This window comes from Companilactobacillus sp. FL22-3, from assembly GCF_054881455.1.
In genome coordinates, this window is sequence record NZ_JBTYYZ010000004.1 from 171,751 (window position 1) to 187,365 (window position 15,615).

Here is a 15,615-nt window from a genome sequence, read left to right on the forward strand (position 1 = left end):
ATCTTCTACCTCAAAAAAAGTTTTTAATAAGAAACATTCATTTGTTTCCCCTAGGTATTAAAAACTCTACTTAACTGTTAAAAAACAAGAGAACTTCAAGATTTCCTCATCTTGGAGTTCTTTTTTTAGAAAAAATATTACAATAAAAGTATGACTAATAGGAGGAAATCATGGATTATAAATTAATTGCAATAGATATAGATGACACGTTGTTGACTTCTAAAAAAACTATTACTGATCGCAATAAAGCGGCCATCAAGCGTGCTCTGGATCAAGGTATCAAGATTGTTCTTTGTTCGGGCCGGACACATAATGCTATGACTGAATATACTGATGAGCTAGGTATTACAGGAAGTGATCAGTATATGATTACCAATGGCGGTGGAATTATCGAAAATATGGCTGGCGATATTATTGCTGAAGAATTGATGAGCAATGATTTTTATCGTGAATTCGTCGACTTTGTCCATGAACATGACTTGCAATATAACGTAGTCGATAATCAAGGCAATACTTATACCAGCCATCGAGATTGGATCTCCGCTTCTACGATCATTCAAGCCTTTGAAAACGATAATGGTCTTTATTTGAGAGAACCATCGCAAATGCCAGCTGACTTTCAAATTGTCAAAGCCATCATCAATGGGACTGAAGAAGAAATTGATAGTATTTCCGAAACAGTTCACCAACATTATGATAAAGATTACTTCGTAGTTAGAACTGGCGTGGGTTTCTTGGAAATATTCTCACAACATGTTAATAAAGGTGCAGCAGTTAAAACATTGGCCCAAAAATTAGGAATTGATTTATCTCAAGTTATTACATTAGGCGATCGGGAAAACGATATTCCTATGTTAGAGATTGCTGGTAAAGGTATTGCCATGGATAATGCTTTGCCAACTGTGAAAGAAGTAGCTGATGAGGTGACTGCCGACAACGATCATAGTGGTGTTGGTTTAGCAATTGAAAAATTTGCTTTGGATTAAAGGCAAATAATTAAGTCTTAGTGGAATTGTGTTCAGATTATTCCGTAAAAATACAAAATATTTAAAAAAATCAATAAGCAATATCAAAAAGCATTGTTTGAAGTTTGTTTTTTCTTGAAAAACTTCAAACAATGCTTTTTTTATCTAACATTAGATAATTATTAGAGAAAATTAACCATACAAATTCAATATAACTGCAGATTATTTCAAGTGTCAAGTCCGTGAATTAGAATATGATTAGTCAAAATTTAATATTATTAAGAAAACATTTGACAGAGATTTTTAGAGTGATAATCTGAAAATTAAAAAATTGCAAAGGAGTTTTATTTATATGAGTAAGTTAATTGGAATTACGGCAGATGTTTATTTGGAAGCAACATCTGTGATCAATCAAAAAGCAATGGATTTTGTACCTCGTCCAGCTGTCAATGGTGTTTTGGCAACCGGTGGAATTCCAGTTAGTTTACCGTATCTACCTAAAGAAGAGATTAATGGTTTACTAGAACGACTTGATGGAGTGATTTTTACCGGCGGTCCGGATATTGATCCAACTTTTATGGGTGAAGAGCCAATTCCACAATTGGGTGTTACTAATCGCAATCGTGATATCTTTGAGATTGCTTTAGTTCGCACAGCGGTTGCAAAACACATCCCCATTTTAGGGATTTGCCGTGGAGCACAAATAATCAATGTTGCTTTAGGTGGCAGCGTTTATCAGGACTTGCGGACACAGTTTCCTGGGAAAGTTTTGAAACATCACCAATCTGCACCGGGTGATCAACCAACGCATTTTGTCACTGTTGATCACGAGTCGAAATTATTTAAAGCATTTGGTGACAATATTTTCGTAAATTCAAGACACCATCAAGCCATAAAAGATGTTCCAGAGGACTTGAAAGTGGTTGCTACAGCTTCTGACGGGGTTATTGAAGCTATTGAGAATAGTGATGCAAGTGTTCAAGCAGTGCAGTGGCATCCAGAAAATATGTGGCAGCAAGATTCAAAGGAGTTGGAAATCTTTAAGGATTTTGTCAGTCGAACTTAGATTAAAAATTAAACTAGAAGGTGAATTTTATGAAACAAGCGGTTATTCCACATCTACATACCAAATCAACAAGCAACACGAATCATAAAATGGGTTTTTGGACGATTCTTTTGTTTGGAATCAACGGAATTATTGGTTCTGGAATCTTTTTATTGCCAAATGAAGGAATGAAATTATTTGGTCCCGCTAGTTTGGCAGTTCTTGGTTTTGACGCACTATTAATTTTAACTATTGGACTTTGTTTTGCAGAAGATGCCAGTTTGTTTGATGAAACTGGAGGTCCTTATATTTATGCGAAAGCAGCTTTTGGAAATTTTGTTGGCTATGAGGTCGGCTTTGTTACTTGGGCAATTAGAATCATTGCGGAGGGAACAATGTATGTGGCTTTTGCCACGGCTCTAGCAGGAATATTCCCGCAATTAAATAACACTGTTTCTAAGGATATTATTGTAACGATAGTGGCATTGTCTTTGATGGTGATGAATTTGATGGGAGTAAAAATTTCTTCGATCATCAACAATGTCATTACTGTATCTAAACTATTGCCATTATTGCTTTTCATTTCCATCGGTATCTGGTTCATTCGAGGTAATAATTTCACACCATTTTTACCAACTTCTGTAGCTAATACAAGTTCATTTGCTCTTGCTGCGATGACGATGTTTTATGCCTTTACTGGCGTCGAAGGCGCGGTTGTCGCTGCAGGGGAGATGAAAAATCCGGAAAAGAACTTACCAAAGGCTTTGTTAGCTATCATTATTGTCGTTGCTGCAATTTACATGTTGATTCAAGCAGTTTGTATTGGTGTTTTAGGTGCAGGACTTTCAAATAGTGTCGCTCCTGTTCAAGATGCCTTTGCTCAAATTGCTGGCGGATTTGGTAAGTATCTCATTGCTGCTGGAACGCTTTTGTCAATCGGAGGTATTTGCGTTGCTTCGTCATTTATCACACCTCGTTCGGGTGTTGCAATGTCAAATCATGGTATGATGCCAGCTTTTCTTGCTGATAAAAATCGTTACAATGCGCCATATGCGGCTATTGTTGTTTCGGCTTTATTAGGATTGATGATTGCTCTCTCAGGTACTTTTAATACATTGGCCCAAATCAGTGCTGTTTCTCGTTTTGCTCAATACATACCTACATGCATTGCAGTAATTGTCTTTAGAAAAACTATGAAAGACAGAAAACCTGGATTTAAAGTTCCATTTGGCCCAGTTATTCCAATTATCGCTGTTTTGATTTCACTCTGGCTTTTGTATAAGACAAGTTTCGTCAACTTAGTTTGGGGTTTTGGAGCTTTGTTGATTGCCGTACCATTTTATTTCTTAAGCAGAAAGAATTTTGATTAGGAGAAAGAGTTTATGAAAAACATTACGCGAATTTTGACATTGAAAAATGGCTACCATCTTTGGAGTCATACCTTCAATCTTGGTGGAAAAGATAAGTTGCTTTGCCTACATGGTGGCCCTGGTGACACACATGAAGTTTTTGAACGCTTTGGCCAGGAATTAAAGGATCTTGATATTGAAGTTACCATATACGATCAATTAGGCTCTTGGTATTCGGATACTCCAAATTGGGATGATCCGGAAATTTTTAAAAAGTACATGAATGAAGAATATTACCTCGGTGAAGTGGAGGAAGTTAGAAAGCAGTTGGGATATGATAAATTCTTCTTAGCAGGTCATTCCTGGGGTGGAATGCTTTCGATGATGTATGCCAATTCTTATCAGGAACACTTAAAAGGATTGATTATCATCAGTATGATTGACAATATTCCTGATTATTTAACTCACATGAAGGAAATTCGTTATAAAGAATTCTCTCCCGCAATCAATAAGTTTATGGAAGAAATTGAACGTCGCGGTGAGTGGGAAAACAAACAGTATCAAACATATATTACTCATTTGTATCATGAATATGTCAATCGTCGTCAACCGGAGAGGAAATCCCATTTAATCGATATTCAAGCTAAGAATGTTTACAACCATTTTCAGGGTGATAATGAGTTTGTTGTCGTTGGTGATCTTGGTGATTGGGACTATTCAGAAAATATTAAAAAATTTAAAATCCCGACATTACTATCATTTGCTGATCACGAAACAATGCCATTGAGTACGGCTGAACAAATGGCTAAGGATATTCCTAATTCACGTTTGGTTGTGACCCCGGATGCAGGACACAATCAAATGATTGATAATCCTGGTGTATTCTTTACGAATTTGAAAAATTTTTTTAATGATGTTCGAGTAAATAAATTTGAATAAATAAAAATTTAGTAATTAGGCGATGATATTATGGAAGTGAATAAGAATACTGATCTTTCAAATTTTGGCTATAAACAAGAATTAAAGCGAACGCTGACGTTAAAGGATTTAGTCATTTATGGATTGATTTTTATGGTGCCAATTGCACCGATGGGAATTTACGGTTCGGTCATTTCTGAATCCAAGGGTATGATTGCATTAACTTATTTGATTGGAATCATCGCAATGTTTTTTACGGCTTTAAGCTATGGTCAAATGGCACAGGCTTTTCCAATCGCAGGATCAGTTTATGCATATGCTCAAAGGGGAATCAACAAGACAGTTGGTTTTCTATCCGGCTGGATGATTATTCTCGATTATATTTTTGTTCCGTCATTGCTGTATGTGATCTCAGCTAATTCATTGAAGTCACTTTTACCAGGAGTGCCAACTTGGATTTGGTTGGTGATGTTTATCGTGATCAATACAGTAATTAATGTTGTAGGTATTGAATTTACGTCAATTACTAATATGATCTTTCTAGTTGGTGAGTTATTGGTTTTGGCACTATTTATTGGGATGGCTCTCTATGGAATTACCCATGGGGTAGGAGATGGATTCACTTTGAAACCATTTTATGAGAAAGCCAATTTTAATATCCATTTTGTCATGACTGCAACTTCAGTAGCTGTTTTGAGTTTCCTAGGTTTTGATGGTATCAGTACGTTGGCTGAGGAAACAAAAGGTGGCAATAAAACGGTTGGTAAAGGTATTATGTGGGCGCTAATTTTAGTTGGAGTTTTGTTCATTGTCCAAACGTATTTAGCGGCACTGATTGTTCCTGATTGGCACTCATTCACAGATTTAGACACTGCTTTTTACGAGGTTGCTGAAAAAGTCGGTGGTAAACCACTGATGGATATCACTACAATTGCCACGATCTTATCATGGGGTTTTGCCAATGCTCTGGCAGCTCAGGCCGCCATCTCGAGAATTCTTTTTGGGATGTCTCGAGATAATAATTTACCTAGAATTTTAGCAAAGGTACATCCTAAATTTAAAACTCCATATGTTAGTACGCTTATAGTCTCATTAGTTTCTTTGGTTGTGGGTTTATTATTCATGGATCATAGTAATATTTTGTCTGAAATTGTTAATTGTGGTGCTCTAACAGCTTTCTTAGTAATTCATGTTTCTGTTATCAACTATTATTTGATAAAACATCATTCTCACGATTATCTGCGTCATCTAATTGTACCGATTATTGGATTCTTGATTGTTCTATTTGTGATGATTGGATTGGATCCGTTAGCTAAAGAAATTGGACTTGCTTGGCTAGTTATTGGAGCTATCTATTACGGTATTATGAGAATGACAAGGAAAAATGTTGATATTGATATGTAAGAAAAGACATATTTTTTGGGGAAAAAGGATTTTTGACCGCCGACAACAATCATAGTGGTGTTGGTTTAGCGATTGAAAAATTTGCTTTGGATTAAAGGCAAATAATTAAAGTTAATTTATAATTAAAAGCATAGGGGGATAGTATGCGATTAATTATAAAGCAGGTTTTTAATAATAATACGGCGGTGGTTGATTTGGGCGACCACCAACAAGCGATTGTCAAAGGTAAGGGAATTGCTTTTAATAAATCAAAAGGTTCTAAGCTCGACAGTGATCAAATAGAGAAGATTTTTTATTTGGACACAGCCGATTCGCAGAAGAACCTTTATTTTTTATTAAAAGATATTCCAATCGATGTCGTCACCACAACTTATGAAATTGTCGATTATGCTAAAAAGAAGTTGAACTATCACGCCTTGGATTATATATATATTACCTTGAGTGATCATATTTATGGTGCTTACCAAAGATATCGGAGTGGTGATTATCAAGCCAGTAAGATTCCTGATATGAGCGACCAATACTTGGATGAGTATTTAATTGCCAGTAAGGGTCTTGATATCATCAATCGAAATCTTAAAATACAATTGCCAGATTCGGAAATTAAGAATATTGCCTTACATTTTATTAATGCCAAAGATACAGGCGAAAGCAAGTTGAGCCGACCAACTGCCAAAATTGATTTTGGCAGTTTAATTAAAAAAATTCTCATAAAAAATAATATCTTCCGTACACGCAGCAACAGTAATTATTACGATCGGTTCATGATTCATCTGCAATATTTGGAACAAAGGTTAGACAATATGTCGGCTGATGGGGCGTTTGACCACCGGTTTGCACTGGAGATGGAACGAAACTATCCTGGCTCTGCCGATATTGCTAAACAAATATCCAATGCTATTTTTGAACAGCGAGGTGTCCGATTAAACAGTAAGGAAATGTTGTATTTCGTCATTCATATTCAACGGATCACTCAAGAAGACGGCTTAAACCAAAAGAATTAAAAAATATTTAATACTGGACTTAAATTAAAAATTATTTAATAATGTTAGTAAAATATTCATGAAATGATTTTTTTGGAAAGCTGGTCTGTCTATGAATAAAGTAATTGGAATTTCGGCTGATATTTTTACAGGGGAAACTAAAAAAATAAATCAAATATTAATGGACTTTGTTCCCCGACCACTGGTCGATGCTGTAATCTATGCAGGAGGAATACCGGTGGGTCTGCCTTATGTACCAAAAGAGCAGATCAATGGTCTGTTAACTCATTTAGATGGAGTGATCGTTCCTGGTGGTCCGGACATTGATCCAACTTTTATGGGGGAGGAGCCAATTCCTCAATTAGGCGCAACGAATCGAGATCGAGATATTTTTGAAATTGCTTTGATTCGAACGGCTGTGGCCAAGAAGATCCCCATTTTAGGAATCTGTCGGGGGATGCAGATGATCAATGTTTCACTTGGTGGTAGTGTTTATCAGGATCTCAATAGTCAATTTCCTGGGAAAGTTCTTAAGCACAAACAAGATGCACCTGGGGATCAACCGACTCATTTTGTGGCTGTCGATCGAGATTCGAAGCTGTTCAAGACGATTGGCGATAATGTTTTCGTCAATTCGAGACATCATCAAGCAATCAAAGATGTAGCCGAAGGCTTAAAAGTCGTTGCCACCGCTCCAGATGGAGTAATCGAGGGGGTTGAAAACTTTGATGCAAGTATTCAAGGTGTTCAATGGCATCCGGAAAATATGTGGCCTAAGTATGATGAGCAAAGAACTTTGTTTAAGAATTTTGTCGCTAGAATTGAAGCCATTTAGCTGCTTATTGGTAACAATTGCCGTAGGTTACGTTACAATATTCCTGAGAATTGATACAAGGGAGACATAAGTATGGATTATCAATTAGTTGCAATTGACATGGATGGCACGCTTTTGAATAGTCACAGTAAGATTTCGGCCAAGAATCTTCAAGCATTGAAAGATACTCTCAAAAAGGGCATTAAAGTGGTGCTATGTTCTGCTCGGCCTTTTAACGGTTTGATCGACTACGCTAAACAGATTGGCTTAAGCGGTAAGGATCAATATTTGATCTATCTCGGTGGCAATATTATTCAAAACTATGCTGGTGAAGTCATCTATTCTAAAAAATTAAGAAATGAAGATTGTGAAAAAATTTCTGACTTTTTATCGGAACGGAAGGTAAAATTTAGCCTGATCGATAATGAAGGGACGCTTTATGACGGCTATCAGGACTGGATTGAAAAATACATGCTTGATACAAAACTAGGCGTTGTAAAAGTCCTTCTAAAGACCCGTAAGCATAAATTGGCAGAGTTGAAAAAATTAGCTCATGCGACGTATGATGATAAGTTCTACGTGGTTCAGACTAGCGATACTGAAATGCAATTAATGGCGAAGGATGTCAACAAAGGGACTGCGCTAGAACATTTGGTGAAGCATTTAGGGTTAAATCTCTCACAAGTCATGGCGATTGGCGATATGGATAACGACTTACCAATGTTAAAAATTGCTGGTCTCAGTGTGGCGATGGGCAATGCGACAAGTGAAGTAAAGGCTGTTGCTTCTCAAACAGTGCCAGATAACGATCATGATGGGGTCGCAATTGCTCTTGAACAAAATATTATCCCAGCAACTGACTCAATTTAAATAATTAAAAAATAAGAGCGGTAACTCGATTTTGAGTTACCGCTCTATTTATTAATGCTGCAATATTGAAGGTAAAATTGTTATGTCTAGCCTCATTTTTTAGGTTAAATTTGGAAGCTTAGTGATAAATCGTCACTAACTAATTGTTTAAATTGTATCAAGCTGTTCTTCATGTTTAGGTGCTGGATAGGCTTGATCAAGTAATTCTAATTCGTCATCGCTAAAAGTCAGATCAACTGCCGCAAGGTTACTTTGCATATGTTCGACTGACCCCGTTTTAGGGATACTCAACAAATCGTGATTTCTCAAGACCCAAGCTAATAACAATTGATGAACTGTTACTCGTTTTTGGTGTGCCATTTCAGAAAGCACCGGTTTGATCTGTAAATACTCGCTGTCATCAGAACCAAAAGGAGAGTAACCAACAAATGACATCTGATGTTCTTTTTGCCAAGGAAGGATTGAGTATTCGACCCCACGGCTGCCGATATTGTAAAGGTCTTCGTTGATGCGACAATTGTCACCATGGTCAATACTGATTAATTCCTCTAAGTCATGGCGATCAAAGTTAGAGACACCCCAATTACGAATCAATCCAGCTTGAACCATCCGTTCTAAGCCTTCAACGGTTTCTGAAAGTGGAGTATTGCCACGCCAATGTAACAAATAAAGATCAAGATAATCGGTTTGGAGACGTTTCAAGCTAGCCTTCAAACTCTGCTCAATCAATTTAGGAGTAGCGTGAAAAGGATAGAATTTGGAAATCAGTTGCAAGTCTTGGCGCTGGTAGTCCTTGAGAACTTTTCCCACCAGAGTTTCCGATCGTCCTTCGCCATACATCTCAGCGGTGTCGATCAAATTGATTCCGTGATCCAGACCATATCTCATTGCGGCCATTTCTGATTCCGTTCTTTGCGCACTGCCGTCACCAATATGCCATGTTCCAATCCCAATGGCAGAGGTGTTTTGATGGTTAAATGTGATTGATTTCAAGTTAATACCTCTCTTTGATCAATATTTGTAAACGATAACATTACTATTATATAGCTTACCTATTATTTTTAAAATGAAGACGATTTTAGTGTGGACTGTTTGTAAAAAATTATTTACAAACGTTTAGCACGAAGGTAGTATTTAAAATGAAGTGAAAGAATTAACGAACACAAGAGCTTCAAATAAAAAAAGGGGTTAAGTATGTATGGGTATGTACTTATTAGTTAATATCATAGGTGTTTTCGCATTCTTAGCGATTGGTTTCCTTTTTTCTAAGGATCGTTCAAAGATTCAATGGAAATCGATTGCTATCATGGTTGTTCTGAACTTGTTTTTGGCTTGGTTCTTGACTGGTTTCGATGCTGGTCGAGCAATTGTTTCTGGTGCTGCGGACGGCTTTAATTGGTTAGTCCAAGTCGCATATGTCGGAATCAAATTTGCTTTGCCAAGTTGGGTCAATGTCAAAAGTATGGACTTTGTTACAAGTGCATTGTTACCAATTCTTTTGATCGTACCATTGTTTGATATTTTAACTTATATCGGTGTATTACCATTTATTATTAAATGGATCGGTAAAGGTTTATCATTTATTACTGGTCAACCAAAATTTGAATCTTTCTTTGCCGTAGAAATGATGTTTCTTGGCAATACTGAAGCTTTAGCTGTTTCCAGTTTACAATTGAAACAGATGAAAGCTCAACGTAACGTAACATTGGCGATGATGTCAATGAGTTGTGTTACAGCTTCAATTATTGGGGCATACATTCAAATGATGCCAGGTCGATTTATTTTAACTGCAATTCCGATCAACATCATTAACTCTATTATTGTGACAAGTTTATTAAACCCAGTCACAGTTACACCAGAAGAAGATACGATTGCCAAATTGAGTGGTCAAGGTGAAGGCGGCAAAAAAGAGCCATTCTTCTCATTCTTGGGCGATTCAATCTTAGGCGCTGGTCGTTTGATTTTGATCATTACAGCTAATGTTATTGCATTCGTTGCTTTAGCTGCTTTGATCGATAAAGTTCTTCAATTAGTTAACCCATGGCTAACTTTGGAACACATCTTAGGAATTATCATGTATCCATTCGCTTGGTTACTAGGTTTGAATGGGCATGATTCTTTCCAAATGGCTCAATATATGGGAACAAAGTTAGTTACAAACGAATTCGTTGTTATGGGGCGTGTAACAGGAATTATTAAGAGCTTTGATCCTCACTTCAAGGCTGTCTTAACAGTCTTTGTAACATCCTTTGCTAACTTCTCAACTCTAGGTATGATTATTGGTTGTTTCAAGGGAATCGTTGATAAAGAAAAGAACGACATTATTTCTAAGAATGTTGGTTACATGTTATTGTCTGGTATCTTGGTATCACTCTTGTCAGCCGCATTTGTTGGATTGTTTGTTTGGTAAAAAAATCATCAGGTGGATGAAATTAATTCCACTCACAAAAAGATACTCTTTGATTCTAGTGCAGAATCAAAGAGTATTTTTTTAATTGTCAATCTGAATAGTGATTTACTCTAACCAAGTGAAAACCTTGCCGATATTTTTACTCCAAGTATCCCAAGAATGATCACCACTGACAGGCATCCAAGTGTATCGACCTTTAGCATGGATCGAGAGAAAGTTTTTAAACATAATATTGTCCTCGTGCATAAAATCCTCATCGCCACAGAGAGTAAGAAGCTCTTGTTTGGGCTGAAGATTGTTGAAGATATTTGTTAACTGATTTTGAGCAATCTTTTGCGGACTGTCAAAAATACTGTCAAAGGTAGTCTTAGCCATTGGTGACTTGGGATTATCACGAAAATGTTCAATGTCTGTGATGGGGGACAATGCCGCAATTTTGCTAAATTTGTCATCGTTTAAGAATCCAATTTTAAGGGCACCGTAGCCACCCATACTTGAACCGACAAGATAATTCTCACTTCGATCAGTAGAAATTGGTAAAAGATGTTGCATCTTAGGAATAAATTCATCGATGAAGTATGAATAATAAGGAATGAAATCGGAATCAGTATAAAAAGCGTTTCGAGCTTCAGGCATAATAATAGCCCAATTATGTTGTCGAGCTAATTTTTCAATATTGACATGCCTGATCCAGCTAGAATCGTCACCTGTATAGCCATGTAGTAGCCACACAGTGGTGTAATGGTCTTGATTGGTGTCGGGAATGACAACAGTGGTTTTGAAATAAGTATGCAAATAATTCGTTCGATAGCTTAAATTCATTAGTACCATAATAACAACCTCATAAAATTAATTTGGAAAAAGCGTTATTTGCGACGATTGTAGAGATATTTTTGAAAATATAAGTAGTTGATGTAAAGTTGCAAGGTGTCGTTTAAATCATGTAAATCAAGACTGAAGTATTCGGACAGTTTGTTGAGCCGATAATTAGTCGTGTTGCGATGGACATTTAGATCTTTGGAAGTATCGGTGACTTGACCGTTGTGCTTGAAATATGAATCAAGCGTTAATAGCAATTCTTGACCAGCACGGGTTTTATATAAGCCTTTAAAGACTTCTAAGATACGATTTGAATGTAAATTGCATTCTAACAGATGATTCAAGAACTTAATCTGCTTAAAGTAGAAGACATCTTTCATATTCAACTCTGAACTGACTGTGATGGTGTCGGTAGCTTGTTTAACAGCGGTTTTGAGATTATTCATCTTATTACTGATACCAATTTGTAAATTATTCTTTTTGGCATAATCTAAGTATAATTGGACGTTTTCCTCACTTTTGGTAATCAACAACTGGTTATGTGAAGATTTCTCAAAATGATAATCGCCAGCTTTAACCGTTAATGAATCGATCTTTTCGGTACTGATAATAATTGCGAAGCGGGGCAGAGTCAGGTCGATTCCTAGCGTGTTGGCCCGTAATCTTAATTCATCATCTTTTTGGACATCATCTGCTTCAATCCATTGAAATAGGAAGTGATTCAATGATTCCTTGTGTTGATTTTCAATCTGAGTATTATTCAATTGCGAAATCAACAATTCGGTTGATATTTTAAGCAATGACGCTAAAGGAGTGACTTCTTGAGGATTTCCAGTTATGCCAATTACACCGATAGTTTCACCCTTGAATTCAATCGGAATATTGACGCCAGGTTTGCCATAAATACCATATGATTGAACCATTGGTTTAGTTTTGCCGCTCTTGATAGTGTCAATTGCACCAATATGTAAAGTGTTGAGACGTTCCTTGTCACCGCTGGCTATAATATAGCCTTTCTCGTTCATCATGTTGATGTTATAAGGAACGTTTTCCATCATTTTGTCAACGATGGCTTGAGCTAAGGCAGGATCTAATTTCATATGCATTTTCCTTTTTTTTAGTATTTGCTCTATACCACATGACTATTCTACAATGTTTTACTTTAAATAGTTAAAATATTACAATATAAAAACATTAATATTATACTTTTGGAATATTTCCGGTAAAAATAGCCTGCAACTTTGAAAGTCGTGTTTGCTGAACAGATTTGTGCAGTTGCACATTGTGTCATTTAGTCTTTCGGTCTATGATATAAGTGATTTATGATTGCTAGATAATGGTTGAGTTGAATTGAGTCTTTGACCAGTTATTGAATATTCGAGTCATGTGCACAACATTATGCTTTTATACTAGTAATTCAAGTCGAATAGTTGGAAATTTGTTTTAGAGGTGAAATAAAGATGAAAATTTTTTTAGCTCCGGACTCTTTTAAGAATTCTCTGACAGCTAAAGAAGTTGCCCAAGCTTTGCAGAATGGTTTTATCAAAGTCTTTCCCGAAGCTGAATATATCAAAGTACCTATGGCTGATGGAGGCGAAGGTACAGTTCAGTCACTAGTTGATGCTAAGAACGGTCGCTTCGTGACTGAAGAGGTAGTCAATCCCCTAGGCCATCTGACCAAAGCACAATATGGTCTGATCAATGATGGTCAAGTTGCTGTGATCGAAATGGCAGAAGCCAGCGGTATACAATATATCAATAAATTTACGCAAAATCCATATATTACCACCACTTTTGGAACAGGCCAGTTAATTAAATCAGCCATTGAGCACGGTGCTCAAACAATCATTATCGGTCTGGGCGGTTCAGCTACGAACGATGGTGGTGCTGGTATGGCTCAAGCGTTGGGAGCACATTTATTGAATAGTCATGGTCAGGAGTTACAATATGGTGGTGCGATGTTAGAGAAGCTGAATCGAATTGATACTTCAGAAATGATGCCAGAATTAGCGCAAGTCAAGGTGATCATTGCCTCAGATGTTACTAATCCTTTGACCGGTCCTAATGGTTCCAGCCACGTATTTGGACCGCAAAAGGGCGCTAATCCTGATATGGTTGAGTTTCTTGATGCAGCTTTATCGCACTATGCAGATGTTTTAAAACGAGATTTGAACCAAGATGTAAAAAACGTTTCCGGTGCTGGTGCTGCGGGCGGATTAGGGGCTGGTTTATTAGCCTTTACCAACTCTCAAATTCGTTCCGGCGTTGACATCGTGATTGATTATACTGATTTAAAAGACAAAGTTAAGGATGCTGACCTAGTCGTAACTGGTGAAGGTCAGATCGATTTTCAGACTAAGTTTGGAAAAACACCTTTTGGGGTAGCCCAAGCTACTAAGTCCGTCAGTCCAAAGACTCCGGTCATTGCTGTTGCTGGTTCAATTGGTGAAAAAATTTCTGAGTTATATCCATTGGGAATTGATGCTATTTTCTCCTGTGTTCCGGGAGTTCAAGATTTACCTACCGCCATTCAAAGAACTGACCCAAATTTACAACAAGTCGCCGAAAATATCGGTCGCTTAATTAAAAAACTAAAATAGAGACTCAGTATCTGACCAATAGTTAGGTACTGGGTTTTTGTTTTGTCATTAAGCTGAATCATTTAAGTTAATCAGTTTTTTTTGTTACGATATTGTGAGAATGAAAGGGATGACACGATGATTCTTGACGATAATTGGAGTAAAGAACTCAATTTAGGTGCGATCCGACAAATAAAGCCTGTTCGTGGTGGCGATATTAATCAAGCTTTTGAAGTTATGACCACAAGTGGCAACTACTTTTTGAAAGTTCAACCGCATAATGATGCCAGTTTTTTTGAGCATGAAAAAGCTGGGTTAGATTTGTTAGGAGACGTAATCAATGCCCCCAAGGTAATTAAGGCGGGCAGTTTTCAAGGTAACGGTTATCTAGTGCTCAATTATTTAGAATTCGGTACAGGGTCACAATTTGAACTTGGAAAAATGGTTGCAAAGATGCATCTACAGACGGGTCCTCAGTTTGGATTAGATCACAGCGTATTAAACGCTAAGAATCCTAAAATCAATACTTGGCAAGACAATTGGGGCGACTTCTTTATTGATCAGCGAATAAAGGTTTTGGTCGACCAAGTTAAACAAAAAGTTTACTGGAATGATTATCGTGATAATTTGATTCACAAGTTTGAAAGCTTGGTGAAGTCTTATTATCAGGATCATCTAGTGGAGCCCAGTTTGTTGCATGGCGACTTGTGGAATGGCAATGTCGGTTTTCTAAGTAACCATCAGCCAATTTTATTTGACCCAGATGTGTTTTATGGAGATCGTGAAATGGATCTGGCGATGACTTTGTTATTCGGTGGTTTCACAGAAGATTTTTATAAAGGCTATAACAGTGTTTATCCACTGAAAAAAGATTGGCAAAAAAGGATGTCTTGGTATCAGACATATTATCTACTCGCTCATCTGAATCTTTTTGGAGAAACCTATGGCACCAGCTTTGAGAGCGCCTTGCAACAAAGTATCGATGAATTCTGAAATCAAGTCTTGTCATTTTAATGGCATTTGCGGGATACTTAAGATAGATATATTTATACGAGGTGATAGAAACAGATGAATAATGAAATTAAATTTATTGTAGATGAATTGAACGTTATCTATGGTTTTTATCAAGATCAATTTAGTCTCAAACGAATCAAAAGCTACATTCTTAGCATGCCCGAAGATACTAAAATTGTCAGTGTCTCGGCTGGAAAAGTTCCGATGTATGATCATCAAGTGGATTTACCAATTGCTCAGTTCAATGATCAAACTGATTCAGTCGGTTTATTGCAAGTCAATCATACAATGGTCAGCAGTCGTCAAAGCAGTGATATTGAGGCCGATACTCAACGAATCATTACTTTGATCAATCGTCTGATTGCTTTGATTGAACCTAAACAAGTCTAATTAGAGCGTAGATTCATCTAAATATAAGAATATCAATTCAAAATAATACCCTCTG

15 protein-coding genes are annotated in these 15,615 nt (G+C 36.9%); 12 read left to right on the forward strand and 3 right to left on the reverse strand.

Going from position 1 to position 15,615, the window contains the following annotated elements:
• Window positions 1-170: 170 nt before the first annotated feature.
• The 8 genes from ACYT32_RS05345 to ACYT32_RS05380 all read left to right on the forward strand — a co-directional run bounded on the left by ACYT32_RS05345 (window position 171) and on the right by ACYT32_RS05380 (window position 8,348).
• On the forward strand, window positions 171-986 hold the full coding sequence (locus ACYT32_RS05345) for a Cof-type HAD-IIB family hydrolase (protein ID WP_395264813.1): 816 nt from the start codon (window positions 171-173) through the stop codon (window positions 984-986).
• 331 nt (window positions 987-1,317) lie between these two features.
• Window positions 1,318-2,031, forward strand: coding sequence for a gamma-glutamyl-gamma-aminobutyrate hydrolase family protein (locus ACYT32_RS05350; RefSeq protein ID WP_395264812.1), 714 nt, complete (start codon window positions 1,318-1,320; stop codon window positions 2,029-2,031).
• A 29-nt stretch (window positions 2,032-2,060) separates the two neighbouring features.
• Window positions 2,061-3,380, forward strand: a complete 1,320-nt coding sequence (locus ACYT32_RS05355) for an APC family permease (protein WP_395264811.1) — start codon at window positions 2,061-2,063, stop codon at window positions 3,378-3,380.
• A gap of 12 nt (window positions 3,381-3,392) precedes the next feature.
• Window positions 3,393-4,298 (forward strand): proline iminopeptidase-family hydrolase, encoded by a 906-nt coding sequence (locus tag ACYT32_RS05360; RefSeq protein WP_395264810.1) that lies wholly within the window; start codon window positions 3,393-3,395, stop codon window positions 4,296-4,298.
• Between the two features lie 30 nt (window positions 4,299-4,328).
• A complete protein-coding gene (locus tag ACYT32_RS05365) occupies window positions 4,329-5,681 on the forward strand; it encodes an APC family permease (RefSeq protein WP_395264809.1) in 1,353 nt (450 codons plus the stop codon).
• 143 nt (window positions 5,682-5,824) lie between these two features.
• A complete protein-coding gene (locus tag ACYT32_RS05370) occupies window positions 5,825-6,685 on the forward strand; it encodes a PRD domain-containing protein (RefSeq protein WP_395264808.1) in 861 nt (286 codons plus the stop codon).
• A 91-nt stretch (window positions 6,686-6,776) separates the two neighbouring features.
• Window positions 6,777-7,499, forward strand: coding sequence for a gamma-glutamyl-gamma-aminobutyrate hydrolase family protein (locus ACYT32_RS05375; protein WP_395264807.1), 723 nt, complete (start codon window positions 6,777-6,779; stop codon window positions 7,497-7,499).
• Between the two features lie 72 nt (window positions 7,500-7,571).
• Window positions 7,572-8,348, forward strand: a complete 777-nt coding sequence (locus ACYT32_RS05380; protein WP_395264806.1) for a Cof-type HAD-IIB family hydrolase — start codon at window positions 7,572-7,574, stop codon at window positions 8,346-8,348.
• Between the two features lie 147 nt (window positions 8,349-8,495).
• Here ACYT32_RS05380 and ACYT32_RS05385 read toward each other — a convergent pair whose 3' ends face one another.
• Entirely contained in the window at window positions 8,496-9,341 is an 846-nt protein-coding gene (locus tag ACYT32_RS05385; RefSeq protein WP_395264805.1) for an aldo/keto reductase, read from the reverse strand.
• A 211-nt stretch (window positions 9,342-9,552) separates the two neighbouring features.
• Here ACYT32_RS05385 and ACYT32_RS05390 point away from each other — a divergent pair, with 211 nt between their 5' ends.
• On the forward strand, window positions 9,553-10,758 hold the full coding sequence (locus ACYT32_RS05390; RefSeq protein ID WP_395265031.1) for a NupC/NupG family nucleoside CNT transporter: 1,206 nt from the start codon (window positions 9,553-9,555) through the stop codon (window positions 10,756-10,758).
• 105 nt (window positions 10,759-10,863) lie between these two features.
• Here ACYT32_RS05390 and ACYT32_RS05395 read toward each other — a convergent pair whose 3' ends face one another.
• Window positions 10,864-11,589 carry an alpha/beta hydrolase gene (locus tag ACYT32_RS05395; protein ID WP_395264804.1) on the reverse strand — a complete coding sequence of 242 codons (726 nt, stop codon included), beginning with the start codon at window positions 11,587-11,589 and terminating at the stop codon, window positions 10,864-10,866.
• 35 nt (window positions 11,590-11,624) lie between these two features.
• On the reverse strand, window positions 11,625-12,677 hold the full coding sequence (locus tag ACYT32_RS05400; RefSeq protein WP_395264803.1) for a CdaR family transcriptional regulator: 1,053 nt from the start codon (window positions 12,675-12,677) through the stop codon (window positions 11,625-11,627).
• 360 nt (window positions 12,678-13,037) lie between these two features.
• On the opposite strand from ACYT32_RS05400, the gene ACYT32_RS05405 reads away from it, so the two are divergent.
• The 3 genes from ACYT32_RS05405 (at window position 13,038) to ACYT32_RS05415 (ending at window position 15,560) form a co-directional block, all read left to right on the forward strand.
• A complete protein-coding gene (locus ACYT32_RS05405) occupies window positions 13,038-14,177 on the forward strand; it encodes a glycerate kinase family protein (protein WP_395264802.1) in 1,140 nt (379 codons plus the stop codon).
• Window positions 14,178-14,294: 117 nt separating this feature from the next.
• Complete coding sequence (locus ACYT32_RS05410) at window positions 14,295-15,149, forward strand: fructosamine kinase family protein (RefSeq protein ID WP_395264801.1); 855 nt, start codon at window positions 14,295-14,297, stop codon at window positions 15,147-15,149.
• Between the two features lie 75 nt (window positions 15,150-15,224).
• On the forward strand, window positions 15,225-15,560 hold the full coding sequence (locus tag ACYT32_RS05415; RefSeq protein ID WP_395264800.1) for a hypothetical protein: 336 nt from the start codon (window positions 15,225-15,227) through the stop codon (window positions 15,558-15,560).
• Window positions 15,561-15,615: the final 55 nt, after the last annotated feature.